Below are 26221 nucleotides of genomic sequence, written 5' to 3' on the forward strand. Positions count from 1 at the left end.
CGTACGAGGTAACGGCATGGATCCGCTGTCAGAGGTATTGAGTCGATTTTCAGTTTCTGCCGGGGTGTTTTATTCGGGGCAGCTGTGTGGAGTCTCTCAATTTGAGAAAAAACATAATGCGGTGGGCCACTTACATCTGCTCAAGACTGGCACGCTAACCGTACAAAGAGCAGGGCAGAAGTTGGTATTAACCGAGCCGAGCTTACTGTTGTTCCCCAAGCCAACAGGTCACCGTTTGCATGCCAGCCAAGAGGACCATGCCGAAGTGGTCTGTGCGGAGGTGAGCTATGGTGCAGGTCGGCATAGCCCAATAGCCAGCGCCTTACCTGAAATGGTTTTATTACCGCTGTCGCGCAGCCCAAGTTTGGCGGGTATTGTGAGCAGTTTATTCGAAGAGGTACACGACTGTCGGCACGGGCGAGCTCTAGTCATGGACAGGCTAACGGAGGTGCTGATAGTGATGCTACTCAGGGAGCTGGTCGCACAGAACGTTGTTACCCAAGGTATGCTTGCAGGCTTAAGTCACCCCAAAATTGCGTCTGTGTTACTGTTGATCCACCAGCACCCTGAAATAACACGAACAGTGCCTGAACTTGCTCGGCAAGCAGCAATGTCACGGACTACCTTTATCGAAACTTTCCGCCAAGTCTTGGGCGTGCCCCCCGGTGATTATATCCTTGGCTGGAAAATGACCATTGCCCAAAGCATGCTGAAAAAGGGCATGCCTATCAGTTATGTTGCAATAGAAGTTGGGTATAGCAACACCTCTGGCTTTGCCCGTGCATTTCGTAAGAAAACAGGTATGTCACCGAAGGCTTGGGTTGCTATAAATTATTAAATATTAACGCTAAATTCAACGTTTAGGCTGTTATCTTTTAAGACTTGATAGCAAGTAAAGAACCAAACGTAATTAACCCCGCTCCGCAAACTTGATTGAGCCTTTTCTTCATTCTAATCAACGGCGATTGGAGCGCTTTTGATGTGAATAGTATAGCCACGAGACTGAACCAAAGGGCATGCACAATGATCATATACCCCCCATATAACAATGCCGTGCTGTTTTCATCCATATCAGGGGAAATAAGCTGGCTGAAGATGCTGAGGAAAAAGAGCATTGTTTTTGGATTGAGTACATTACATAAAAAGCCTTGTATTAAAAACTGAGGTGCAGTTACTTTATTTAGCTCTCCAGCCGATAGCTCAACCTCAGCACTATCACTAATGAGGCCTTTAATTCCGATGAAGATCAAATACGCAGCACCTGCATATTTAATCGAGGCGAACAGTGCCGCATTCTGTGAGATTAAGTAGCTTATTCCTAATAGTGAATAACTAATATGTACACAAATAGCCAAGCTAATGCCTATTGCTGTCCAAACGCCTGCTTTTCTGCCCTGATTAAGACTGTTTTTTAAGACTACAACGAAATCAGCCCCCGGACTGATAACAATTAGGATGCCGAAGATAGCAAGACTTAAAAGCTCCATATGTACCTCATATTCGATATGTTATGTGTAATTAGGGCTCATTGTATGTGTTTTTAATGCTGGCTATAATCGAAATGAAATCTTGCAACCTGTGAGGAAAAGTCACACGTGAGACATTTGAAAGCCTTTCATGTATTCCATATAGCAGCAACATCGCAGAGCTTTAGTGAAGCTGCTATTAAATTAAACATCACCCATGGTGCGGTAAGTAAACAAATAAAGACCCTTGAAAGCCACTTATCTCAATCTTTGTTTTATAAGCAAGGGCGGAACTTGTACTTAACCCAAGAAGGTGAATTATTAAAAGGCTATACAGAGCAAGCATTCCAAACCTTAGAAATGGGGGTGGATAAGCTCAATCAGCTGAAGAAACTGTGCTTGGAGGTTTCTTGCGAGCCAACACTAACAATGCGTTGGTTGATGCCGCGTTTATCGGCGTTTCATGAACAGTCGGGGATAGATGTCAGGCTGTCAACGGCTGGTGGTCCTGTCACATTAGGGTCGACGGGGTTGTCGTTAGCCATCCGGCGTGATGATTTTAAACTGCAACATGATTATAGAAAGACAAAACTTGTTGAGGAATGGGTTGGTCCGGTGTTTGCTCCAGATTATTGGGAGCAGATAAAACACGATTTAACGAAAGTGAAGCTTTTGCACAGCCAAACAAGACCACAAGCTTGGGATGACTGGTCAGGTTGTGTTGGTGGTCAGGCCCTAAGCGGCAATAGTTATCAAACCTTTGCGCATTTTTACTTCTGCTTTCAAGCTGCGGTTGATGGGCTAGGGGCGGCGATAGGTGCGTATCCGTTGGTCTTTGATGATTTGAAACGCGGAAATTTAATTGCGCCATTCGGTTTTGTTTTATCTGGGCATGATTACATCTTACTGAGTCAGCAGGGCTCTGGTGATGAGCTGGAGTTGAACTTTACCCATTGGTTACAGCAAAGCTTGCGATTATGCACACCGACGGAAAACGAAAAAAATCCCCAGCTTTCACTGGGGTAATGTCAAACACAAACAAAACGATTTAAAGGATATTGCTAGGGTTAGTGGTGCCTTTCAGTCTGCTATTTCGTTTGAAATAGCCTACCGAGGGTAAATAGTTTGTCGGCCACAGCCAGAACAAACACCATGCTGGATACGTAGCTCGCAATCATGGGTGGTTGGCGTGCCATGAGGGCAGTCATCATCAACACCAGCGACATGATCAATGCTGAATTGGCCAAGGCGGGCATCACCGCGCGGATCAAGTTCACCGTGTAGGCCAAAGCCCTCACTGTCTTTTATACTATCGAGTAGGCGATTTAGATCAGGAGCAAACAGCTCGGAAAAACGAGGGTCGGCCTCGACGAGATCGGTCATGCGTTGCAATACAGTTGTGATTCTGGTTTGCGGGTTTTTGTTATTTGCCATATCCGGAGTTTCCTGTTTAGCCTGCAAGTTGGTGAATGTTGTTATTGCCTTTAGTACCGTCATTGCCTTTTATGTCGTATGCTTTTTCACCATAGATATAGGTTTGGCTAACCGTACGGTCATCACCAAGGCTCATGAGTACGAATAGCTTCTCTTCAAGGGTCTTAGCTTGTTTCATCCTAAACCGCATTAGCTGGGTGGCATGCAAATCAAGCACGACGAAATCAGCTTCTTTCCCGACGGCAAGGTTGCCAATTTTGTCATCTAAGCGCAGGGCTTTAGCACCACCAAGGGTCGCCAGAAAGAGTGACTTGACGGGGTGAAGCTTCTCTTGCTGAAGCTGCATAACTTTGTAGGCTTCACTCATGGTTTGTAGCATTGAAAAGCTGGTGCCTGCACCTACATCGGTACCCATGCCGACATTGACCTTGAATTTTTCCAGTCTCGGTAGGTTGAATAGCCCTGAGCCTAAGAACAAGTTTGAGGTCGGACAGAATGCAATCGCAGAGCCGGTATCAGACAACCTTTGGCATTCGCAGTCTGACAGGTGAATACCGTGGGCAAATACTGAGCGGTCATGCAGTAAGCCGAAATGGTCATAGACATCGAGGTAGTTTTCCCGCTCTGGGAATAAATCGAGTACCCACTCAATCTCTTTTTTGTTTTCCGATAAATGCGTGTGCATGTATACGTCAGGATATTCTTTTAGCAGTTTGCCTACGGTTGCTAACTGCTCGTCGGTACTGGTCGGGGCAAAGCGTGGTGTAACGGCATAGAGCAATCGACCACGGTTGTGCCAGCGCTCGATCAATGCTTTCGAGTCGTGATAACCGGACTCAGGTGTATCGGTTAGGTAGGCTGGCGCATTACGATCCATCAATACCTTGCCTGCTATCATCCGCAGGTTGCGTTTTTCTGCTTCTTGGAAAAACACATCAACCGACTCTTTATGTACCGTACCAAACACCAGCGCGGTGGTGGTTCCGTTGCTGGCCAGCTCGTTTAAAAACAGAGAGGCAACTTGTTGAGCATAAATCGGGTTTTTAAATCGCAGTTCTTCTGGGAAGGTATAGTTTTCCAGCCAATCGAGCAGCTGCTCACCGTAAGAGGCAATCATGCCTGTTTGCGGGTAATGGATATGGGTGTCGATAAAGCCAGAGGTGATCAGCTTATTGTCAAAGGTCTCCACGGTTACCGCTTGTGGTAGCCGTGCCAATACCTCGTAGGCATTACCAATATCGACAACGTGGCCATCTTCTACCACCATGATACCGTCTTCAAAATACTGGTATGAGTGCTCAAGCCCGACATCTTTGGGATCAGCAATGCTATGCAAAATAGCAGATCGGTAAGCCTTGCGTTGTGCTGTCATTGTTTGTTCCTTGTGTACTCACTGTGTACGGGATCAACTTCATCCGTTGGTTGACTGTTCTCATGACGACTTGTTTGGCTAGGGCGTTTTTGCTCTATCGTTTCGCCCTGATAATGCGCAATCAGCTCGCCCGCCACTGAAACGGCAATCTCTGCGGGGTGCTTGCCTTTTACCGATGCAATACCGATAGGGCAAGTCATGGTGTTGATTGCCGTTTGGTCATAGCCGCGCTGGCTCAGGCGGTAATCAAACTTCTTACGCTTGGTAAGTGAACCAATCATGCCGAAGTAGGCACTGTCGCCTTTATCTAAAATGGCGCGAGTCAATTCGAAATCCAGCTGATGATTATGGGTCATTACCAAGTAGTAGCTGTTGGCCGGCATGTGGCGTATTTCGCCAACCGGATCATCAGACACTAACTTGGTTACGCCCATTAGCAGCTGCTCGGGGAATTCATTTTCCCGCTCGTCTATCCACGTTACCTTGAAAGGCAAGGTAGAGACAATATGCAATAACGCTTTTGCCACATGGCCGGCACCAAACAGGACAAGGTGGTTTTGCTGTTGGCCTATCGGCTCGAAGCTGAGGGTCGCTGAGCCACCACAGCATTGCCCTAGGCGTGCACCAAGGTTGAATTGCTCGACTTTCAGATGGCGATCACCAATCAGCAGCATTTCACGTGCCATTTGAGTGGCTAAATGTTCTAAGTGGCCACCACCGATAGTGGCGATAAGTGTGTCGCGTGTGACCAGCATTTTGGTGCCAGCATCGCGAGGTACCGAGCCTTTATCTTCCAGTACCGTGACCATGACACAGGCTTCGCCTTTTTCTTCGAGTTTTGCCAGCTCGTGTATCCAGTTGTCATTGAACATCGTCAACTCCTTAATGCTTACTCGGCCTGCTCGGTGATCTTGTGATGATCTTTGGCTTGGTGAAAAGAGGGCTGTACTGCTTGAATTGCCATCAGTACGCGCTCTGGGGTCGCAGGGGTATCCAGTTTGGGGATCGTCCCGTCTTCTGCAACTGAAGCAATAGCGTCTTTCAAGGCACTCCAAACCGACATGCCTAGCATGAATGGTGGTTCGCCCACGGCTTTAGAGTTAAAGACGGTGTCTTCAGGGTTACTGCGGTTTTGCAGTAAATGGGTTCGAAAATCTATCGGCATGTCGGCAATGGCCGGAATTTTGTAGCTGGCAGGCCCATTGGTCATTAAGCGGCCCTGTTCATTCCAGATCAGCTCTTCAGTTGTCAGCCAGCCAACGCCTTGGATAAAGCCGCCTTCAATTTGGCCGATATCAATCGCCGGGTTGAGTGATGCACCGACATCATGAAGAATATCTGCCCGTAAAATTTTATACTCGCCAGTTAGGGTGTCGATAATGACTTCTGAGCATGAGGCTCCGTAGGCAAAGTAATAGAATGGGCGGCCTTTGGCTTGCTGGTGGTCGTAGTAGATTTTTGGGGTGCGGTAAAACCCTGTGCTCGAGAGCGAAACCTGGTTGAAATAAGCCAGTTGAATAAACTCTTCGAATGGGATCAGCTTTTCTCGCACTATAACCATGCCATTTTTGAAAATGACATCTTCGGGACTGACACTGAAATGGCTGCTGGCAAATTCAATTAGACGTTGTTTGATCGTCATTGCCGCATTCTGTGCTGCCTTACCATTAAGATCGGTGCCTGACGATGCCGCTGTCGGTGACGTATTGGGCACTTTATCAGTATTGGTTGAGGTAATTTGAATACGTCCAACATCCACTTGGAATTCTTGGGCTACGATCTGGGCAACTTTGATATTTAGCCCTTGGCCCATTTCTGTACCACCGTGGTTAAGGTGAATACTGCCATCGGTATAGATATGGATAAGCGCACCGGCTTGGTTCAAGAAGGTGGCGGTAAACGAGATACCGAATTTCACAGGGGTGATCGCCAATCCTTTCTTTAATATCGGACTGCTGGCATTGAATGCCGCAATCTCTTTACGGCGGTTATGATAGTCACTGCTGGTTTCTAATTCAGCGGTGATTTCCGGCAGAAAGTTATCTTCGACGGTTTGGTAATAGTGGGTGATATTGCGTTCATCTTTACCGTAGTAGTTGCGCTTACGTACCTCTAGTGGATCTTTTTTCAGGTAATGTGCTATCTCATCCATGATGTGTTCAATGGTCATCATGCCCTGCGGGCCACCGAAACCTCGATAAGCCGTATTCGAGGCGGTATTGGTTTTACAGCGGTGGCCCGTTACAGTAGCGTCACCAAGGTAATAGGCGTTATCGGAATGGAACATGGCGCGATCGACGATAGAGCTTGATAGATCGGGGGAGTAGCCACAATTACCTGATACGGTAATATCAATGCCGCAGATGCGGCCAGTATCGTCAAAACCGACTTCATACTGGTTATAAAACGGGTGACGTTTGCCGGTTGAGGTCATGTCTTCATTGCGCAGTAAACGCATTTTTGTCGGCCGGCCGGTTAAGTGGGCAATCACCGCCGATAGACAGGCCGGCGAGGCGGCTTGGGTTTCTTTACCGCCAAAACCGCCGCCCATACGACGCATATCAATCACGATTTTATGCATCGGTACACCCAATACTTCCGCAACTAACTTCTGAACTTCGGTTGGGTTTTGGGTCGAGGTATAGACAATCATGCCACCATCTTCGGTCGGCATCACGCTACTGACTTGGGTCTCGAGGTAGAAGTGCTCCTGACCGCCAATGTCGATATCACCTTCCAGTACATGCGGAGCCTTTGCTAATGCACTGGCGGAGTCACCACGTTGTTGTTGGTGGCTGTCGGTAACAAAATGCTTTTTGGCTAATGCTTCTTTGACATCAAGGATTGCGGGTAATGGCGCATACTCAATGATGGCCGCATGGGCTGCTTTACGAGCCGTTTCCAAATCATTGGCTGCGACGGCGATAACAGGTTGTCCGTAGTACTCAACTTTGCCATCAGCCAGAAGAGGATCGCCCGGTAAAATCGCACCGATATCGAGTTGACCCGGTACATCTTTACTGGTTATGGCAATGGCGACACCGTCAAATTCGTAGCATGGATTGACGTCAATATGGGTAATGGTTGCATGCGCTTGGGTACTAAGGCGCGCATAAACATGAAGTTGGTTGGGAAACTCCAAGCGGTCGTCAATATAGACGGCTTCACCAGTGACCTGCTTGGCAGCGCTATCATGTTTAACACTTTTACCAACACCCGTTTTCAAGTCTTGTTTAGCGATGGCAACCATCTCTTCGTGGCTCATTGCCGCTTTGTGTTGATTAGACATAAGACGTTACCCTCGTTTGAATCGTGTTGTTGGTATTTTGCTGTTCAATGAAATAACGGTGGAGCATATTGGCTGCGGTGAGGGTGCGGTATTCCTTGCTAGCCCTGAAATCAGATAGCGGCTCGAAATCGTCACTAAGCGCTGCCATTGCGGCTTTTATGGTGGTGAGATTCCAAGGTTGATCAAGTAACTGCTGTTCACAATGTGTCGCGCGTTTTGGGGTCGCCGCCATGCCGCCAAAGGCGATACAGGCATGGGTCACAATCCCTTTCTCAATGGTGATATCAAACGCACCACAGACGGCCGAAATGTCATCATCTAAACGCTTGGAGAGTTTATAAGCCCTAAATGTAGGGGCTTGATTATTCATCGCCTGCGGTTTAGGAATAATGATTTTTTCTACAAACTCCGACGGCTGCTGTACGGTGACTTTATAGCTGATGAAGTAATCTTCCAGTGGAAGAACTCTTGTTTCATTGCCTCGGCGCAGCTGAACACTGGCGCCAAGGGCGATAAGGAGTGGCGGCGCATCGCCAATAGGAGACGCATTGGCAATGTTGCCGCCGAGGGTGCCTTGATTGCGAACTTGCAGCGATGCAAAGCGGTGCAGCAGTTCGCCAAAATCTGGGTAGTAGTGGTGGAGTGTACTGTAGCTATCGCTGATCGGCAGGTTGGCACCAATAACAATATTATCTCCTGCGGTATCACACACCTTCATGTCGTTGACTAAATTTACACTGATCAACGTTTTAATTTCACGATGGAACTGTGTCACTTCTAAGGCGAGATCTGTCCCCCCTGCGACCAGCTTAGCTTCTGGGTGTTCCAGTAATAAAGCTGCAAGCTCATCGGTAGTCGTGGGTGAATAGCTGGAGAGATCGCCAAGTGCTAATGTAGCAGGCTCGTCTGCAATGGATTCAAGCTTTGTGAGTGTTTGCTGCTCTAATTCAGCAAACTGATCAAGTAGTGGCTTTTCGGTTGAAAGTGACAGGGCAGCATCGACAATCGGGCGGTAGCCGGTACAGCGGCATAAGTTACCGGCCAATGATTCCATGACCTGGGCTTTACTGGCGTTAGGTGAATTTTTGCCTAAGGCAAACATCGACATGATAAAACCAGGGGTGCAATAGCCACATTGCGAGCCATGAAAATCGACAACAGCTTGTTGAACGGGATGCAGCGAATGATCGTTGCTCTGTAGGTCTTCAACCGTGATCAGCTGCTTACCGTGCAAAGCAGAAACAAACGTGAGGCAAGAGTTTACGGAACGATAGCGTAATTCACCATTGACCAGCTCACCCAAGACTACGGTACACGCACCGCAGTCACCAGATCCACAGCCCTCCTTTGTACCTGTTTTATTGATTTTTGTTCGCAGGTAGTTAAGCACTGTCATATTGGGAGACAGATCTGTTTCTTGTTTTATTTCCTGATTGAGTAAAAACGTAATCAAGAGACCTCCTCGTTGTCGATTCGATTATTTTCTGACCTTTGGGTCAATAATTATTCAAATTGACCTTTTGGTCAACTATTTGATTACAAAAATGCAACATCTGTGTGAGGGCGGGAATTATCATGATCCTTTATAATCAGTGGGTTAGGTTTTTTCGAGTCTGTTAGTTATGTGTTAAATGGGTCAGATAAATAAAAAAGTGAGTAAGAAAGGCTTTAAAGAAAATGGATGGTTATATCTGTGGTTAATCGTGCAGATGTTAGGGTTTTAAAGTTGGTTATGGCTGAGTTTCTGGGCTTATATGCTGGCGGGTGTTTTGTGAAGGGATGGGGTTCATGATTTTAAAATCGTTAACTATCAGTAAGTTACTGTTTTGTGGTGAAGTGAGGGGAAAATTGTGTACAAAATAAAGATGAAGCCGCGTTGATGCGGCTTTATCGAGGTTAACTTTTTTGCTTGATCACGTTAGAGAAGACGACATGGAGATCGTTAGAAGTGTCTTCTGCATCAAGGTTTAGCTTTGAGCGGATATGGCTTAGGTGGGCAACCATTAGCTTATTTGCCGTGTATTTATCGCCGGCCTCAATGGTATCAAGTAAAATAGTATGTTCATCGAGTGAGCAATTAGATTGGTGGCCAGATTCATACTGTGCAATAAGGAGTGATGTCTGTGAGACAAGGCTACGCTGGAAGGTTAACAGTGGTGTATTGTTAGCCATTTCGGCGATCTTGAGGTGAAACTCTCCAGAAAGACGAATGCCGCGGCCTAGGTCATCTTGTTCGTAGGCGGCAGATTCTTCTTCAACTAATTTTCGGCACTCTTTTATCTGCTCTGCGGTTGCATTTTCTACGGCCAATTCCGTGATAGCGAGTTCTAATATTTCACGGGCTTTAAATATTTGTTTGGCTTCTTCTATCGTCGGCTCTGCCACTATGGCACCGCGGTTTGGTCGGATAACAACCACTTGCTCTAAAGAGAGGCGGAGTAAAGCACGGCGGATAATGGTTCGGCTAACACCGAATATTTCAGCCAGTGCTTCTTCATTCAATTTTGTGCCGGGCGGTAACCGCTGCTCAAGAATCGCGTCAAAGATGTGGCAGTAGACAATGTCATCTTGAGTTTGATTTGGAGATTTGGGCTTATTCTTTTTTCGCACCGACTTATTAAGGCTTGTCATGCTGATGCAAAATCCTCTTTCGCCTGATAAAACATATAAATCTATTATGGCGTTTGCAGGCAAAGAATACTGGGTTTTGTATACAATTTTCTAGCTGCGTCATGTTTTTGTATGCACGATTGGGTTTTGTTCAAGCAGGTTTTGAATTTCGGCCGTGCAACTGCCACACCCTGTGCCTGCTTGGGTGGTTTGAGCGACTTGCTGTACTGTTGTGAGTTGCTGATTTTTTATGGCTTGGCAGATGGCTTTTTCTCCTATTTTTTTGCACACACATACCATTCTTCCTGCTCGCTGTTTTGGATCCGTTTTTCCTGTGAACAGTGACTGTACTACGCTGTCGTTGAGTGTCCGGCCAAGTAGGGTAAATAGGTATTCAGTATCATGTTGCTGTATATCACGTGAAATAACCAAAGCGGCTTCGATTTTTCCCGCCACCAGTTTTGCGAAGCGTCGTTCATCACTGGTATTGATGGTAATGATCTGCTGCTTGGCGTGCGGATGATTGAGTGTCTCCGTTTGGGGGGAGAGTAAGCGCTGCAAGTGTTCATTTAGCCAAGTTGGGAGTGCATTGGAAGATATACGATACAGGTGACCTCGGTGCATTGTTTGATGAGTCCAAAATGTATTGGGTAGCGCGTTGAGGGCTTGGGTATTTATTTTGATACGTGTGACCAGTATCGCTGTGCTTTCGGATGCAAAAGGAGTGATGGCGACGGGGGTGTGCTTAAACTCTGGTTGTCCCGATATCGGGTCTGTGTGCGGGCTGATCAACGCCGTTACTTTTCCCATGTTGCTATTGCTGTCGTTCCAGTGAAAGGGGGCAAATAGATTATTAGGTTGGACATCTTTGCTGGTTATCAGACGAAAGTGAGCTTGACCATATTCGTTGCTTAGCTTGACGATACCGTCTGGTGTGAGCTGATGGCGTGTTGCGTCATCGGGGTGAACCATGACAAAAGGCTCGTTGGTATGCTCAGATAAGCGAGGTGATAATCCACTGCGTGTCATCGTATGCCAGTGATCGCGGACCCGTCCGGTATTCAGAATAAACGGAGAGCTAGCATTTGGCTGAGCAATTGGTGGCTCAAACTGGCAAGCAATAAACTGAGCTTTGCCTGACGGCGTTGCAAATTGACCGTCTCCCAAAAGCCGAGGTGTCGGTTGGTTAATGTTATGTACTGGCCATTGCTGGGGTGAAAGCTGATGATACTCTTTGCTGCTCAGTTGACTCAATCCTGAAAGGTTGAGGGGACGGGCTGTTTTTCCATAGTTATCGAATGCTGTTAATTGACTGTATTCTTTAAAAATATCAGCTTCATGCTGATAAGGGAATGCATCAAAAAAACCCATTCTTTTGGCTACTTCACTGATGATCCACCAATCGGGTTTTCCTTCTCCTGGGGTGGGCAGTAAACGTCGTTGGCGTGATATTCGTCGCTCGGAATTGGTCACGGTACCGGATTTTTCACTCCAGCCTTGAGCGGGCAGTTTAACATGGGCATGGCGCAGGGTATCAGTGTCTGCCATACAGTCAGAAACGACGACTAATGGGCACTCATCAAGAATTTTATTTATTCGTTGGTTGTCTGGCAGGCTGACGGCGGGGTTGGTTGCCATTATCCAAATCGCTTTAATTTCACCCTGCTCGATAGCATCAAACATTGCCATGGCTTTTCGCCCTGGGGCTTGGGCAAGGGTGTCTGTTTGCCAAAATTGGCTAATTAGACGGTGATGGTCTGCATTATTAAAATCCATATGGCTTGCCAGCATATTGGCAAGTCCGCCAACTTCACGCCCTCCCATCGCATTAGGTTGGCCTGTTACTGAAAACGGGGTGCTACCCGGTTGGCCGACGCGTCCTGTGGCAAGGTGGCAGTTAATGATACTGTTGACTTTGTCGGTGCCCGATGTCGATTGATTCACGCCTTGCGAGTATACGGTAACGGTTTTATTGGTTTGGGCAAAGAGCTGATAAAAGTCATTGATTTGTTTTGCTGATAACCCTGTTGCTGCTTGCACTTGATCTAAGGCGGCAAAGTCACCCACGGTAGCCAGTGTGAGGTCAAAGCCTTCGGTGTGGGCTTCTATATATTGTTGGTTGAGGTATCGATGTTTAGTTAGATAGGCCAACAAACCATTGAATAAAGCAACATCACTCCCAGATTTTAATGGTAAGTACAGGTCGGCAATATCACAACTCGCTGTTTTACGTGGGTCAATAACCACGACTTTGGTGTTTTGCTTGGCTTTGGCGGCTTTTAATCGTTGAAATAATACCGGATGACACCAAGCGAGGTTTGAACCTGTCAAGATCACTAACTCAGCTTGCTCAATATCCTCATAACAGCCGGGTACAATATCAGCACCGAATGCTCGCTTATGGCCCGCGACAGACGATGACATGCAGAGCCTTGAATTCGTATCAATATTGCTGCTGCCAATGAATCCCTTCATCAGCTTATTGGCGACATAGTAATCTTCGGTGAGTAATTGCCCTGAGACATAAAAAGCGACTGCTTGCCGACCATGTTGTTCGATGACTTGGTTAAACTGCTCAGCAACGTAATCTAAAGCTTGATCCCACTGGCATGATTCGCCATGTATTGATGGTGTGAGTAGACGGCCCTGATGGCCGACAGTTTCCCCCAATGTGAGCCCTTTAGTGCATAGCTTGCCATAATTTGCAGGGTGCTCAGTATCTCCTCTGATATCAAGCGTGCCTTGGGCGTTCGGCTTGGCTTCTATGCCACAGCCTACGCCACAGTATGCGCAGGTGGTTTTAATCCATTTATCGGTGCTGTCACTCATCGTTATTTACCTCGATGTCAATTTCCTTACTGCTGATAACGGCAATAACCGCGCCAACTATTTATTCGCTGATAAAATGTGATAAAGCAAAGCTAAATTCTTTATTCTTTCTTTTTTGTGGGCGTTTACTCTGGGTATAATACTTTGTGGGTATACCCTGTGGTGTTTTATATCGTATGGCGATATGGATTGGTGCAATGAACGGCATTTTTGCACAAGTTAAGTGCAGTGTATGAATTGCTGGATAAGTAAAACGATGAGAGTAGAAGATAAAATAAAAAATTAAATCACTTTAAAAACAATAATTTGCTTATGTTATGTCACATGCGTAATCGATTTGGCACTGTCTTTGCTGTTCTGAATTCATAGCAATAGCAGCGTACATGGAAAGTACGAGTGAGGATGAAATGTCAAATAAAGCAGAAAAACATGAAAGTGCGATTGTTGATTTACCAGCTCGAGGCCAACTTTCATCGCTAGCCCCTCAATTAACAATCACCCCTTCGTCAGTCTTATTACGCAAGCAGCGAAGTGGCCGAGTAAGCCTTGTTGGTGCTGGGCCAGGTGACCCAATGTTATTAACACTCAAGGCACTAAAAGCGATAGAGCAAGCAGATGTCATCGTATATGACCGACTTGTTAGTGATGATATTTGCGCTTTGTTCCCAGCCACAGCAAAAGCAGTGTATGTCGGTAAAGCAAAAGGGCAGCATAGTGCTAGCCAAGACGAGATAAACCAAATTTTAATTGAATATGCACAAGCAGGCTCATCTGTTTGCCGCTTGAAAGGCGGTGATAGTTTCATTTTTGGTCGAGGCAGCGAAGAAATGTTGGCACTTAAAACGCTGGATATCGACGTGGAGGTTGTCCCGGGGATCACCGCCGCGGCAGGATGTACAACGTATGCCGGTATTCCGTTGACTCACCGTGGTATGTCACAAGGGTGTACGTTTGTGACGGCACACGCTGAGAAAACCCTCGATATAAACTGGCAGGCACTGGCGCAACTTGATCATACCTTGGTGTTTTATATGGGGCTGAGCAAAACGGCGTTGATCACCACGCGTTTGATCTCGGCAGGAATGGCTGCTGATACGCCAGTCGCTTTAATTGAAAATGGATGTTGTCCTGAGCAACGCCTTGTCACGGGTGATTTATCAATGCTCTCGTCATTGGTTGATGAACATCAAGTGAAATCTCCAGCGTTGATAGTGGTTGGTGAGGTTGTATCACTGGCAGAGCAGTTGCAATGGCTGACGGCAATGTCAGTGCAACAACAATCGAAAATGACGGCATAAGCAAAGGAAGGCGCATGATGAGTAAACAACAACATGAAAAATGTTTGTCAGCGAAACAGCGAATAGTCGTCGTCGGCAATGGCATGGTTGGCCACAAATTTATAGAAGATATGTTGGTACATGATAGCGATGGCCAATATCAGATAATTACCTTTTCAGAAGAATCAAGATTGGCCTATGACAGGGTACAGTTAAGTCACTATTTCAGTGGTAAGTCTGCACAGGACTTGGCGCTGACTGATGAGGATTATTACCAGCAGCACGGTATTAATTATGTTTTGAATGAATGTGTTACGCAGGTTGATCACCACAAGAAGCTGGTTGTGACGGCAAGCGGACGTGAAGAGCCTTACGACAAGCTGATTTTAGCTACGGGATCATACCCATTTGTCCCTCCAATACCGGGTAATGACCAAACACATTGCCATGTCTACCGCACTATTGATGATCTCGAAGCGATAGAGGTATCAGGTAACCAAAGCCAAGTTGGTGTGGTAATTGGTGGAGGGCTACTCGGATTGGAAGCGGCAAATGCACTGAAATGCATGGGACTCGAAACCCATGTCGTGGAGTTTGCACCAAGGCTGATGGCGGTGCAACTTGATCAAGGAGGTGGGGCTTTACTTGCTAGGAAAATCGAAGACTTAGGAGTCTCGGTTCACACCGAAAAGGCCACAACAGAAATTGTTGCTGGTGAAAGTTGCCGTTATCGCATGAGCTTTGCTGATGGTACGTCACTTGAAACCGATATGGTGGTCTTTTCTGCAGGGATCCGGCCACAAGATGCATTGGCTCGTCAGTCAGGTATCGAAGTGGGAGAGCGTGGCGGCATTGTTATCGACAACCAATGCCAAACAAGCGTTGAAGATATTTATGCCATTGGCGAGTGTGCATTATGGCAAAACCGAATTTTTGGTTTAGTGGCTCCGGGTTACCAAATGGCAAAAGTCGTGGCACAGCAGTTTTGCCTTGATAAAGCAGAGGGTGGTTTTAAAGGGGCTGATATGAGCACCAAATTAAAACTACTTGGTGTCGACGTTGCTAGTATCGGTGATGCGCAAGGTTCAACGGAAGGTGCGCAGTCTTACACTTTTAGTGACGAAATAGAGCAAGTTTATAAACGTCTTATAATCTCCCCCGAAGGCGATAAAATTATTGGTGCGGTGCTGGTGGGCGATGTTGAAAGTTATGATCAACTACTGCAAATAAAACTAAATGATATGCCGTTGCCTGAGAATCCAGCAGTGCTGATATTGCCACAATTAGCGGGTGAAGACGCGAGCTCAAGCGGTGCGGGTGTTGAGGCACTTCCTGATACTGCCTCGGTATGTTCTTGTTACGATGTGACCAAAGGACAAATCCGAGAGGCTGTTGCCGGTGGTTGCCAGACCATGGCTGATCTGAAATCAGTGACCAAGGCGTCCTCTGGTTGTGGTGGCTGTGCGGCCTTTGCAAAGCAGATCATGGATGCAGAGCTTGCTTCAATGGGAGTGAGTGTCAGCAATCACCTTTGTGAACATTTCGAATATTCGCGTCAGGAGCTGGCTGATATTGTTCGAATTAAACAAATTAAAACCTTTGATGCATTGTTAGATAGCCACGGCACAGGGTTGGGTTGTGATGTGTGTAAGCCAGCAGTTGGTTCGATATTGGCGTCATTCTGGAATGACTACGTGCTAAATGATGCCCACCTTGAGCTGCAAGATACCAATGATATTTATCTCGGCAATATGCAAAAAGATGGTACTTACTCGGTGGTGCCTCGTATTCCCGGCGGTGAAATCACGCCTGATAGCTTGATTGTACTGGGGGAGGTAGCGAAAGAATTTGATTTATACACCAAGATAACAGGTGGTCAACGGGTCGACCTTTTTGGGGCTCAACTGCATGAGTTACCATTGATTTGGTCGAAGTTGGTTGATGCTGGCTTCGAGACAGGCCATGCCTATGGCAAATCGGTCCGTACGGTGAAGTCTTGTGTCGGCAGTACATGGTGTCGATACGGTGTCGCTGACAGTGTTGGCTTCGCGATTGAGCTAGAAAATCGCTACAAAGGGTTACGCGCCCCTCATAAACTCAAGTTTGCGGTGTCGGGCTGTACACGAGAGTGTGCTGAAGCTCAGTCGAAAGACATCGGGGTTATCGCCACTGAAAATGGCTGGAACCTGTATGTTTGCGGTAACGGTGGTATGCGGCCGCGCCATGCTGATTTATTTGCTAGCGATTTAGATTCTGCCACCTTGCTCGCTTATGTTGATCGACTATTGATGTTTTACATTCGTACGGCTGATCGCTTGCAGCGTACATCGGTGTGGCTCGAAAACCTTGAAGGCGGGTTGGACTACCTTAAGCAGGTGGTTATTGACGACAAACTTGGACTGGCAAAAGAGCTAGAAACCGATATGGCTTATAACATTAGCCAGTACCAGTGTGAGTGGCAAACAACCTTGGCCTCTCCTGAAAAACTCAAACGATTTAGCCATTTTATTAATAGCGAATATCCCGATCAGGACTTGGCCTATGAGCTCGAACGTGGTCAGCGGCGCCCTGCAGACATTACCGTTACGAACGGCCAGCGAATCGAAATTGTTGATATTACAGAAAAGTCAGTGTGAGGTAATGATGGAACAGTGGCAAACCGTGTGTCGAAAAGAAGATCTAGTTAAGAATACTGGCGTCTGCGCGTTAGTCGATAATAAGCAGGTGGCTATTTTTTATTGTAAGCGAACAGAGTCGTTGTATGCCGTTGATAATTACGATCCTATTGGTGGCGCCAATGTGCTTTCAAGGGGGATGATCGGCTCATTGGGTGAAGAGACAGTTGTTGCTTCTCCGTTGTACAAACAGCATTTTAGTTTACTCACCGGAAAATGCATTGAAGCGCCAGAGGTGGTTTTAAAAACCTATGCAGTAAGGTGTTTTGATGGAGATGTCCAGCTAAGTCAATAATGATAGTATTTGGTTGTTTGTTATATGAAGCATGGCTTGTGCCATGCTTTTTTATTTCTGATGAATATTCGACTTGTAAATCAGTATGATAGTTAAATAAAAACACATACCACTTTGTGGCTATCTTGCGATTTTGGTCTACTTTGGTGCGTGATTGCATCATTACCAAGCTGTTATCTGTGTTTTACTCGGAATACTCTCAAATTATCACTTTAACTGGTTGTTTTTACGTGTGTTGTTAATGTGGCATGATGAGTGCATTGAACAGGTTAGATTATGATATAAGGATACATAAAATGTCATCAACTGGTTCGTTCAATATTTTTTCATTTAAGGGGAAGATGAAAATTCTTCACCTTAGTTGGTTTGCTTTTTTTATTACTTTTTTCGTTTGGTTTAACTTTGCACCTTTGCTACAAGCGGTAAAGGAGTCACTGGGTCTTACAACGGCTGAAATTAAGACGTTATTAATTCTTAACGTTGCTTTCACGATACCTGCTCGGGTGGTGATAGGCATGCTAACGGATAAATATGGCCCACGTATTGTTTACGCCACCTTACTGGCTATCAGCTCGATACCTTGCTTTGTATTTGCGTTTGCCGACAATTTTGTACAAGCAGCAATTGCACGATTTGCTTTGGGCTTCATTGGGGCAGGCTTTGTTGTTGGTATACGTTTGGTTTCTGAATGGTTTCCCCATAATGAGTTAGGCACTGCTGAAGGTATCTATGGTGGATGGGGTAATTTTGGCTCTGCGGCAGCAGCGTTTACCCTGCCGACAGTCGCACTGATGTTTGGTGGCGAGGATGGTTGGCGATATGCCATGGCAATCACTGGTGTAATGAGTCTTGGCTTTGCCTTTGTCTTTTATGCCAATGTAACCGATACCCCGAAAGGTGCGACCTACTTCAAGCCGAAGAACCTGACCGCGATGGAAGTGACATCAAAAGGTGATTTCTTCTTACTTCTAATCATGAAGCTACCGATGTATGGCGCATTGGCTTTATTGGCTTGGAAACTATCGCCAAGCGGTGTTGGTATGCTTGAAGAGAGTATGGTGGCGGGGATTAATATAGCGCTGGCTGTGGTGTACCTGTATGAAGTCACGCAGGTTTGGAAAGTTAATAAACATGTCTTTGAAAAACCGGTACCAGAAATCCACCGTTATAAATTTAAGCAGGTTGCTGTGTTAAATGTGCTCTATTTTGCGACATTTGGCTCTGAACTAGCGGTTATTTCAATGTTGCCACTGTTCTTCTCAGATACCTTTGAATTAACCCCAGTAATGGCCGGAATGGTTGCTTCTGCCTATGCCTTTATGAACTTGATGTCTCGCCCTGGCGGCGGTTGGATTTCAGATAAGTTTGGTCGAAAACCAACGCTGTTGATTTTAACCGCAGGTTTAGCTGTTGGTTACTTCCTTATGGGGCAGGTAGAGAGTAGTTGGCCGGTTTGGTTGGCTGTACTTGCCGCGATGGCTTGTTCGTTTTTTGTACAGGCAGGGGAAGGTGCCGTTTTTGCAACGGTACCGTTGATTAAGCGCCGTATGACGGGACAGATTGCAGGTATGACAGGGGCATATGGCAATGTTGGAGCAGTTTGTTACCTGACGATTCTCTCATTGGTGGATTACAGCACCTTTTTCTATGTGATAGCGGCTACAGCTGTGGTGGGCTTCATCACCTTATTGATGATGGAAGAGCCTAGAGGGCAAATTGCCGAGGTAAATGATGACGGTAGCGTCACTATGATTGATGTCGCTAAGAGCTAGGCCTGAGTATATGTAGAGAGGGGGGGGAGTTATGTCAGTCACTGAAAGTAAGTTGGCAGCAACGGTGCCTGTTTTGCAGGTACAGATGGGGGGCAAATCTGTTGCTGGTGTTAGGGCGACCAACCAAGATGCATTTGCTGTCAGCATCCCCAAACGGCAGGCGGAGCTGAAACATAAGGGCGTTGTTGCCTGCATTGCTGATGGTGTCAGCTGCAGTGACTATGGTCAGCAGGCGAGCCATACGGCAGTGACTCAGTTTATTGACGACTATTATGCTGCTCCCACTACGTGGGGGGTTAGGCATACTGTTGCCAAAGTACTGAATGCACTCAATCTGTGGTTATTTGCCCATGGCGATCAGCATCAACTCACCCACAATGGTTTGATCACCACATTTTCAGCTGTGGTGATCAAATCGAATACGGCACATATCGCCCATGTTGGTGATAGCCGGATCTACCATTATCGCGCGGGACGTTTTGTTCAAGTAACCCAAGATCACTGTCGGCGGCATATAGGTACTCGCCGCTTTCTTACCCGAGCGTTAGGGATGGATAACCACCTTGAAGTTGATTTCCAGCAGCTTAAGTTAGAGCAGGGAGATTGGTTGTTGATGACTACTGACGGGGTGCATGACTGGTTGTCGGATACCCAACTTGTGGCGGCGATCTCTGGTGGGAAAAATAGGGTAGATCCAGAGCGACTTGCTGAGGATGTGATAGAACAGGCACTGGTAGCAGGTAGTACCGATAATGTGAGCTGTTTATTATTACGGATTGATGACTTGCCAACGATGAGTCTGCAAGAAACCATTACCGATCTGACCAAAAGGGCGATACCTCCTGTTATGGAGGTGGGTAATCGTATTGATCAATACGAAATTATACGTGTGCTTCATAGCGGTACACGTAGTCATGTTTATCTTGCTAGCAGCTTATTTGACGGTAAATCATACGTACTAAAGACACCATCAATAAACTGTGAGGATGATTATCAATATTTACAAGCATTTGTTCGTGAAGGTTGGATTGGTGAGCAAATACAACATTCAAGTGTGATGAAAATACACCCTCATTCAAGGTCATCCTCTTTCTTATATCACGTTTGTGAATATATAGAAGGAAGGACCTTAAGGCAGTGGATGTATGACAACCCAACACCTGAACTAGATAAAGTAAGGGTGATTGTGAGTGAAATTATAAAATCGTTACGAGTGCTTCAGCGAAATGGTATTGTACACCGTGATCTTAAGCCAGAAAATATAATCATTAATGGAAAAAATAAAATAACAATTATTGATTTTGGTGCAGCTCAAGTTGACGGACTTAATGAAATAGGTTCACCAATAAAAGAGGAGTTACCCGTTGGTGATTTGAAATATATATCCCCTGAATGTTTGGCTACCCGAAAAGCGACATTTAAAGCAGATATGTTTTCGCTTGTGGTTATAACCTATGAAATGTTAACTGGGAAGTACCCCTATAATGTATTCCCTGTTGCTGAACCTAAGAAAGGTATTAATAAAAAAATAACGTATACGTCACTGAAGGTATATCGGGATGATTTACCACCTTGGCTTGATCTCGTTGTCCAAAAGGGGTGCCACCCTGAGGATACGCACCGCTATCAGGCTTTTACTGAATTAGAGTTTGAACTTTCTACTCCCTGTGAGAGTCTATTATTAGACGGTGCTAATTTGCCCCTGATAAAAAAAGATCCGGTCTTGTTTTGGAAAGTTATTTGTGTGATTTTAACCGTCATTATTGCAATCCAACTTTATCTGTAGAGTAGATGCTTTTATAAAGTTTATCGTTCGGAATAAAAAGGTCGATATATCTATCCACTGTCTGATTTTATGAAATATTTATATTAATTTATGTTAATTAGTCATGGCCACTTTCATTAATGCATATAACTTATTAATTAACTAAAAATAATTGAGATCATCCTTCCATATATATTCTGATTGTTTTGTGCAATGCAAAATAATGCCTATAAATATAGGCGTCAGCTGAACGTCTATGTCTAGTAAAGTCGATAATAAATGCATGTTTATAGTAATGCGATCATTGGATGATTGAGTTACCTATAAACCAACTATTAGTAGATACTGGAAAAGCAGTGGTTAGCCTTTCCTGCGGGCAGTTGACTTCCTTACAATAATTATGGAAGTTTACAATGAAAAAAATAATACCTTTGTCAGTTGGTGCAGCAACGGTAATGGCTGCCATTACGTCATTTCAGGTAAGTGCACATGGTTGGACCGATTTCCCTAAAGCACGTCAAATGTTTTGTTATGAAGACGGTGGGTATGACTGGCCAACAGATGGTTCTGGGATCCCTAATGCGGCGTGTCGCGCCACATTCCTAGAGTCAGGCACTTACCCATTTGTACAAAAAAATGAATACGCAGCGATTGTCATGAATCACGGTGATGAGAATGCAGTTAAAGCCGTCGTGCCAGATGGCCAACTTTGCTATGGCGCAGACGCTAAGAAAAGTGGTATCGGTGTGGCTTCTGCAGATTGGCAGCGCACAACGTTAAAAGCGGGTGAAACGATCCAAATGAAGTTTTTGGCGACCGCGCCGCATAACCCAAGCTATTGGGAAATCTATTTATCTAAGCCATCTTATAATGCCGCTTACAGCCGTTTAGGTTGGGATGATGTTGAGCTGATTGCCGAGTACGGCAATATAGAAAAGGTACGTATCGGAAGTGATGATTTCTACCTTATGGATATCACCATGCCAGCAGGCCGCACAGGCGAAGCAACGTTATTTACTCGCTGGCAACGAACTGATGGTGGCGGTGAAGGTTTCTATAACTGTAGTGATATTAAATTTGAAGGTGATGCGCCGCCACCTGAATGGAGCGAGTTAGGCTCTTATGTTCAGCAAGGTTTAGTCGCTGATGTCGGCGATCATATCCTGTATCGTATTTTCAATGAAAATGGTTCTGAAATTGTTGAAGAGAAGTTGCCGATAACCGCTCAAAATCAAGATATTCATGCTTGGTCATATGAGCTTGCTCAGCTGATTAATGAGCAACATAAAACAATTACTCAAGTGGGTATTGAGCAGCAGTCAGGAATGATCACTTATGATCAGTCCGATCTCTATGCTAATAAAGTATATGTAACCAACCCTGACTATCGATATGCGCTAGATATACGTGACGGTGATGTTATTGAACCTGCACCAGTTGAAGTTACGGGCCTGAAGTCAGAATATACGCAAGGCAGTGATGGTAAAACATTGATTGATGCGACGGTTAGTTCTGAAGGCCATTACAGCATCAATATGAACTTGCTAGATAGCAATGGTCAACAAGTTACATCAGCAACAGATACTGTTGATAATGGTAATATTGTGCTTAGTGTTCTCACAACACAGCTCGGTAGCTTTACTGTTGAAGTAACAGCTGCTGCTGAAGGCAGCACAGAGCATGAAGTGATAACTGCTCAGTCGATCACCATTAAAGAGTCTTCAGGTGGTGGTGACTATGATTTCGAATACCCAGAAGGGATCGGTAGTTATGTACCCGGTGAAACAGTGGTATTAGGCCGTGATGGTAGCACTTACGAGTGTCGTCCATTCCCTGAGGGTGGTTGGTGTAATATCGATTCAGCTGCTCACTATGAGCCGGGTTTTGGTTCTGCTTGGCAGGATGCTTGGATCAAGCAATAAGTCGTAGCTTAATTTACTAAGACATTGAAAGCGCTGGCATAGTCCAGCGTTTTTTTATGCCTGCCATCTCACACTTCTCAATAGGGTTTATTGTCTAGATGAAACTTAATGTTTCCTCTGGTAGACAATTTAGATACTCAACGTGTTGATTACTTGATCGCGCTCAAATTACTTCTTATCAATGCCGCAGAGAAAAACATAGATTGAGCAAGATCAAATTGCTGCACAAGATAGCAGTGTTAGATCATAGCGAGAAGCAGAAAAGAGACTGATTACAGGTAACCCGTTTGTCATCAAATTTGATAAGAGGGTTAAAGTAATTAGTATTTGATAGATATGGAGAAATTATCATGAGTAGTGCATTTTTTATCCCAACAGTAAACCTAATGGGGGCAGGCTGCCTAACAGAAGCTGTTGATGCTATACAGGCACATGGTTTTAAGAAGGCACTGATTGTAACGGATAAAGTGCTTAGCCAAATTGGTATGGTGAAACAAGTTGCCGATTTGCTTTCTGAGCGAAATGTTGACTCTGTTGTTTTTGATGGGACACAACCAAACCCAACCATAGGTAACGTTGAATCAGGCTTGGCACTGTTGCAAGAAGGTCAGTGCGACTTTGTTATCTCGCTGGGTGGCGGTTCTCCACATGATTGCGCCAAAGGTATTGCGCTAGTCGCTTCAAATGGTGGCAAGATTGCTGATTATGAAGGTGTTGATCAGTCAGCAAAACCTCAGTTGCCGTTGATTGCTATTAACACCACTGCAGGTACTGCATCAGAAATGACGCGTTTTTGTATTATTACCGATGAAGCGCGTCATATTAAAATGGCGATAGTGGACAAAAATACCACGCCGCTAATGTCGGTGAACGATCCAGAATTGATGCTAGCTAAACCGGCATCTCTAACAGCAGCTACAGGTATGGATGCATTGACTCATGCGATTGAAGCTTATGTGTCTACAGCGGCGACGCCGATTACCGATGCGGTGGCAATTAAAGCCATTGAGCTTATTCAGGCTCACCTACGTACGGCAGTTAATGATGGCCAGAACATTGAAGCGCGTGAGCAAATGGCCTATGCCCAGTTTATGGCGGGCATGGCATTTAACAATGCCTCACTCGGTTATGTTCATGCTATGGCACACCAGTTAGGTGGTTTTTATGACTTGCCGCATGGTGTATGTAATGCCGTATTGCTGCCACATGTTCAACGTTACAATGCACAAGTTTGCCCTGAGCGCCTAAGTGATGTGGCAAAGGCCATGGGTGTTAACGTTGAGGGCATGACGCCAGAGCAAGGTGCAGAAGCAGCATTGGAAGCCATTCAGGTACTATCAAAAGACGTTGGTATTCCGGCTGGCTTATCCGAGCTGGGTGCGAAAGCTGAAGATATTACCATTCTTGCTGATAATGCATTAAAAGATGCATGTGGTTTTACCAACCCTAAACAAGCAACGCATGAAGAGATTTCGGGTATTTTTTCTGCTGCGTTGTAATGAAATAGCCTGAGATTGAAAGTAACGTTGGTACATGAATAAGCGGCTTAAATGCCGCTTTTTAATGGTTAGATTGAAGCTGATCGTTTAATTTCTGTTTGGCTTTATGAGTAAAATACAGCAAGCCATTTTTTCCCTGTTGTTTTACTTCGTACATAGCAAAATCAGCTTGCTGTAATAGAGTGGGGATTGTTTGCGCTGTAGTTGGATACTCACTGGCACCAATACTGGCAGAGATAGTGTGCTCCTTACCAGCATAGTAGGCAGGCTGTTTGAATATATTAATTAGTTGTGTGCTAATACACGACTGTTTCCCTACTTTAGGCTGACATAGCTCTATTACAGCAAACTCATCGCCTCCCATGCGAGCAACTTTAAAGTCTCTTCCGTGTAGCTTTGTTAATCGGGTTGCAATTTCTATCAATAAGTCGTCACCCGCTTGATGCCCTAACGTATCATTAATTTGTTTAAAACCATCTAGATCGATAAGGTAAAAAGTAAACGGAGTCTTACTTTCGGTTAGGCTAATTAATTTATTATTGAGCCATAAGCGATTATGTACGCCCGTTAACGAGTCATTCATTGCCAATTTGTGGTGAAGGCGCGAATCGCGATAAAGGATAAAAACAATCATAATGCCAAATAGCAGTGTTGCAATGAATAGGTAGCGAATTAATATTTCCATTTTATCGACGGCGTTAACTTGATTCGCTAATTCGCCACTTGAAAGTCGAAACTTGTGATTAAGAAAGATAACTAAATCGTCGTAATCATGACGAACCGTATTTAAGATTGGCTGTATATTTTGGGTGGTAGGTAAATTTAATAAATCGTTTTCTATGGATTGGATAAAACGATAGTGCTCGATCAACTCTTGTTGTGCACCACTGAAGGAGTGTAAATGGATGATCTCTGAATTAATGAGTATGGTTTTAAACCGACTCCATAGAATTTCATATTGCAACATCATATCGTTATAGTCACTATGTTGCGACTGATAGCTACGTAGCTGATAGTTAAACTCTGCATATTCTTTAGACAGTTGAAGCACATACCAAATAGCTTCGTTTTGGCTTTTAGCAATAATGTTAGATGTGTGCTTTAGCGACCCTATTGCCGCGATAATACTGAACATCAGAAGTGGGATGACGAGAAAAAATACTGCCCTGATAGACTTTTTTTTAGTTAGCATTATTTTAATAATTACTGCTTAGTTTCAATAAATTCTATTTGCCATACCATTTTCCCCAAGTGCTCTGTTTGGGCTAGCTCCGGATAAGCATCAATTGATGCGACTAACCAATAAGGGCCATAATTTCTAACTTTTAGATATTTCCCATTTTTTTTGATGGCTATAAGAGGGTTAAATTCATCAAGATATTGCTGAGAAACATCAACTTGATAATCATTTAATGCTGTTACTGTAATGGTTTTATAGCTCAGGGAATATGTGTTAAGTAAATCTGATAGCAGTACACCTTCAAATTCAGCTGTACCTTCAAACCAAGGCAAACGAGTAGATAGGCTACTTTGCGGCAAAGACTCTAGTTTACTGCGCTCAAGCGTAATCGATATTTTCTCACCAGATGTTGTTGCACCTGACAATGTCAGTGGTGGCGCGTAAGCTAGTGATAATAAGGGAAAAAACAAAAGTGACATTAAAAATGTAACACGTCCTAGTTGTGTTGCCAGCATCTTAAAAGCCTCATTTATTTGTTTTTATATTAGTGTAGTTGTTTATAGAACGACAGCAGTCGAATACGGCTAAAAAAGTCAAGATTTAAGGGGGTAGATCAAAATAAAAGTTGAAAAACCTTGAGGTCGATCCAGTTACTCACTAGAATCGCCCCTTCTTTTGTCATTCTATAAATCGTTTTGCGTTGAATGATACTCATGGCTTACGTCATGTCTGTCAGGGTTTCCCTGTTATTAACAACCCTTGGTTGTATCTATGTCTCTTGAGCTTTGTGATAGAGACTGCCTGAAAACAATCTGTGTTTAACTCAATAATCCAGG

General features: G+C 45.0%; 19 protein-coding genes. 9 read left to right on the forward strand and 10 right to left on the reverse strand.

Annotated elements, in window-relative coordinates; translation table 11 throughout:
* The first annotated feature begins 16 nt into the window (after positions 1–16).
* Positions 17–838: an AraC family transcriptional regulator gene (locus L4D78_RS00890; RefSeq protein ID WP_428465197.1), complete on the forward strand. Its 822-nt coding sequence runs from the start codon at positions 17–19 to the stop codon at positions 836–838.
* A gap of 37 nt (positions 839–875) precedes the next feature.
* Here the strand turns inward: L4D78_RS00890 and L4D78_RS00895 are convergent, their stop codons facing one another.
* Positions 876–1487 (reverse strand): LysE family translocator, encoded by a 612-nt coding sequence (locus L4D78_RS00895; protein WP_428465198.1) that lies wholly within the window; start codon positions 1485–1487, stop codon positions 876–878.
* Positions 1488–1595: 108 nt separating this feature from the next.
* On the opposite strand from L4D78_RS00895, the gene L4D78_RS00900 reads away from it, so the two are divergent.
* Entirely contained in the window at positions 1596–2492 is an 897-nt protein-coding gene (locus L4D78_RS00900) for a LysR family transcriptional regulator (RefSeq protein WP_428465199.1), read from the forward strand.
* A gap of 81 nt (positions 2493–2573) precedes the next feature.
* On the opposite strand, the gene L4D78_RS00905 is transcribed toward L4D78_RS00900, so the two are convergent.
* The 7 genes from L4D78_RS00905 to L4D78_RS00935 all read right to left on the reverse strand — a co-directional run bounded on the left by L4D78_RS00905 (position 2574) and on the right by L4D78_RS00935 (position 13000).
* On the reverse strand, positions 2574–2900 hold the full coding sequence (locus tag L4D78_RS00905) for a hypothetical protein (protein WP_428465200.1): 327 nt from the start codon (positions 2898–2900) through the stop codon (positions 2574–2576).
* Positions 2901–2916: 16 nt separating this feature from the next.
* Positions 2917–4272 carry a guanine deaminase gene (gene guaD, locus L4D78_RS00910; protein WP_428465201.1) on the reverse strand — a complete coding sequence of 452 codons (1356 nt, stop codon included), beginning with the start codon at positions 4270–4272 and terminating at the stop codon, positions 2917–2919.
* Complete coding sequence (gene xdhC, locus L4D78_RS00915) at positions 4269–5144, reverse strand: xanthine dehydrogenase accessory protein XdhC (protein WP_428465202.1); 876 nt, start codon at positions 5142–5144, stop codon at positions 4269–4271. Before xdhC ends, guaD begins: the two co-directional genes overlap by 4 nt.
* 17 nt (positions 5145–5161) lie before the next feature.
* Positions 5162–7561: a xanthine dehydrogenase molybdopterin binding subunit gene (gene xdhB, locus L4D78_RS00920; protein WP_428465203.1), complete on the reverse strand. Its 2400-nt coding sequence runs from the start codon at positions 7559–7561 to the stop codon at positions 5162–5164.
* Positions 7554–9014, reverse strand: a complete 1461-nt coding sequence (gene xdhA, locus L4D78_RS00925; protein WP_428465204.1) for a xanthine dehydrogenase small subunit — start codon at positions 9012–9014, stop codon at positions 7554–7556. Before xdhA ends, xdhB begins: the two co-directional genes overlap by 8 nt.
* Before the next feature lie 443 nt (positions 9015–9457).
* Positions 9458–10192 (reverse strand): GntR family transcriptional regulator, encoded by a 735-nt coding sequence (locus L4D78_RS00930; RefSeq protein WP_428465205.1) that lies wholly within the window; start codon positions 10190–10192, stop codon positions 9458–9460.
* Between the two features lie 99 nt (positions 10193–10291).
* Positions 10292–13000 carry a molybdopterin-dependent oxidoreductase gene (locus L4D78_RS00935; protein WP_428465206.1) on the reverse strand — a complete coding sequence of 903 codons (2709 nt, stop codon included), beginning with the start codon at positions 12998–13000 and terminating at the stop codon, positions 10292–10294.
* Between the two features lie 383 nt (positions 13001–13383).
* Between L4D78_RS00935 and cobA the strand changes: the two genes are divergently transcribed.
* From cobA to yiaY, 7 genes are all read left to right on the forward strand, one after another.
* Positions 13384–14298, forward strand: a complete 915-nt coding sequence (gene cobA / locus L4D78_RS00940) for a uroporphyrinogen-III C-methyltransferase (RefSeq protein WP_428465207.1) — start codon at positions 13384–13386, stop codon at positions 14296–14298.
* Between the two features lie 17 nt (positions 14299–14315).
* Complete coding sequence (gene nirB, locus L4D78_RS00945) at positions 14316–16913, forward strand: nitrite reductase large subunit NirB (protein ID WP_428465415.1); 2598 nt, start codon at positions 14316–14318, stop codon at positions 16911–16913.
* 7 nt (positions 16914–16920) lie between these two features.
* On the forward strand, positions 16921–17247 hold the full coding sequence (gene nirD, locus L4D78_RS00950) for a nitrite reductase small subunit NirD (RefSeq protein ID WP_428465416.1): 327 nt from the start codon (positions 16921–16923) through the stop codon (positions 17245–17247).
* Positions 17248–17543: 296 nt separating this feature from the next.
* Positions 17544–19019 (forward strand): NarK family nitrate/nitrite MFS transporter, encoded by a 1476-nt coding sequence (locus tag L4D78_RS00955; RefSeq protein WP_428455702.1) that lies wholly within the window; start codon positions 17544–17546, stop codon positions 19017–19019.
* A gap of 31 nt (positions 19020–19050) precedes the next feature.
* On the forward strand, positions 19051–20805 hold the full coding sequence (locus tag L4D78_RS00960; protein ID WP_428465208.1) for a bifunctional protein-serine/threonine kinase/phosphatase: 1755 nt from the start codon (positions 19051–19053) through the stop codon (positions 20803–20805).
* Between the two features lie 392 nt (positions 20806–21197).
* Positions 21198–22706, forward strand: coding sequence for a lytic polysaccharide monooxygenase (locus L4D78_RS00965; RefSeq protein WP_428465209.1), 1509 nt, complete (start codon positions 21198–21200; stop codon positions 22704–22706).
* A 350-nt stretch (positions 22707–23056) separates the two neighbouring features.
* The gene (yiaY, locus tag L4D78_RS00970; protein ID WP_428465210.1) at positions 23057–24205 is read left to right on the forward strand and encodes an L-threonine dehydrogenase; all 1149 of its coding nucleotides are present in this window, start codon (positions 23057–23059) and stop codon (positions 24203–24205) included.
* Positions 24206–24266: 61 nt separating this feature from the next.
* Here yiaY and L4D78_RS00975 read toward each other — a convergent pair whose 3' ends face one another.
* Both L4D78_RS00975 and L4D78_RS00980 read right to left on the reverse strand, forming a co-directional pair.
* Positions 24267–25397: a diguanylate cyclase domain-containing protein gene (locus L4D78_RS00975; protein ID WP_428465211.1), complete on the reverse strand. Its 1131-nt coding sequence runs from the start codon at positions 25395–25397 to the stop codon at positions 24267–24269.
* A gap of 11 nt (positions 25398–25408) precedes the next feature.
* On the reverse strand, positions 25409–25900 hold the full coding sequence (locus tag L4D78_RS00980; RefSeq protein WP_428465212.1) for a putative pterin-binding protein: 492 nt from the start codon (positions 25898–25900) through the stop codon (positions 25409–25411).
* Positions 25901–26221: the final 321 nt, after the last annotated feature.

The sequence above is a fragment of the Photobacterium minamisatsumaniensis genome (genome assembly GCF_050336695.1).
Taxonomy (GTDB): domain Bacteria; phylum Pseudomonadota; class Gammaproteobacteria; order Enterobacterales; family Vibrionaceae; genus Photobacterium; species Photobacterium minamisatsumaniensis.

What these genes read in the sequence shown, in the direction of transcription:
- cobA (WP_428465207.1), top strand. Translation starts at nt 13,384, where the DNA reads ATGGAAAGTACGAGTGAGGATGAAATGTCAAATAAAGCAGAAAAACAT.
- nirB (WP_428465415.1), top strand. Translation starts at nt 14,316, where the DNA reads ATGAGTAAACAACAACATGAAAAATGTTTGTCAGCGAAACAGCGAATA.
- L4D78_RS00965 (WP_428465209.1), top strand. Translation starts at nt 21,198, where the DNA reads ATGAAAAAAATAATACCTTTGTCAGTTGGTGCAGCAACGGTAATGGCT.
- L4D78_RS00890 (WP_428465197.1), top strand. Translation starts at nt 17, where the DNA reads ATGGATCCGCTGTCAGAGGTATTGAGTCGATTTTCAGTTTCTGCCGGG.
- L4D78_RS00980 (WP_428465212.1), bottom strand. Translation starts at nt 25,900, where the DNA reads ATGCTGGCAACACAACTAGGACGTGTTACATTTTTAATGTCACTTTTG.
- yiaY (WP_428465210.1), top strand. Translation starts at nt 23,057, where the DNA reads ATGAGTAGTGCATTTTTTATCCCAACAGTAAACCTAATGGGGGCAGGC.
- xdhB (WP_428465203.1), bottom strand. Translation starts at nt 7,561, where the DNA reads ATGTCTAATCAACACAAAGCGGCAATGAGCCACGAAGAGATGGTTGCC.
- L4D78_RS00905 (WP_428465200.1), bottom strand. Translation starts at nt 2,900, where the DNA reads ATGGCAAATAACAAAAACCCGCAAACCAGAATCACAACTGTATTGCAA.
- L4D78_RS00935 (WP_428465206.1), bottom strand. Translation starts at nt 13,000, where the DNA reads ATGAGTGACAGCACCGATAAATGGATTAAAACCACCTGCGCATACTGT.
- xdhC (WP_428465202.1), bottom strand. Translation starts at nt 5,144, where the DNA reads ATGTTCAATGACAACTGGATACACGAGCTGGCAAAACTCGAAGAAAAA.
- guaD (WP_428465201.1), bottom strand. Translation starts at nt 4,272, where the DNA reads ATGACAGCACAACGCAAGGCTTACCGATCTGCTATTTTGCATAGCATT.
- L4D78_RS00975 (WP_428465211.1), bottom strand. Translation starts at nt 25,397, where the DNA reads ATGCTAACTAAAAAAAAGTCTATCAGGGCAGTATTTTTTCTCGTCATC.
- L4D78_RS00960 (WP_428465208.1), top strand. Translation starts at nt 19,051, where the DNA reads ATGTCAGTCACTGAAAGTAAGTTGGCAGCAACGGTGCCTGTTTTGCAG.
- nirD (WP_428465416.1), top strand. Translation starts at nt 16,921, where the DNA reads ATGGAACAGTGGCAAACCGTGTGTCGAAAAGAAGATCTAGTTAAGAAT.
- L4D78_RS00955 (WP_428455702.1), top strand. Translation starts at nt 17,544, where the DNA reads ATGTCATCAACTGGTTCGTTCAATATTTTTTCATTTAAGGGGAAGATG.
- L4D78_RS00930 (WP_428465205.1), bottom strand. Translation starts at nt 10,192, where the DNA reads ATGACAAGCCTTAATAAGTCGGTGCGAAAAAAGAATAAGCCCAAATCT.
- L4D78_RS00895 (WP_428465198.1), bottom strand. Translation starts at nt 1,487, where the DNA reads ATGGAGCTTTTAAGTCTTGCTATCTTCGGCATCCTAATTGTTATCAGT.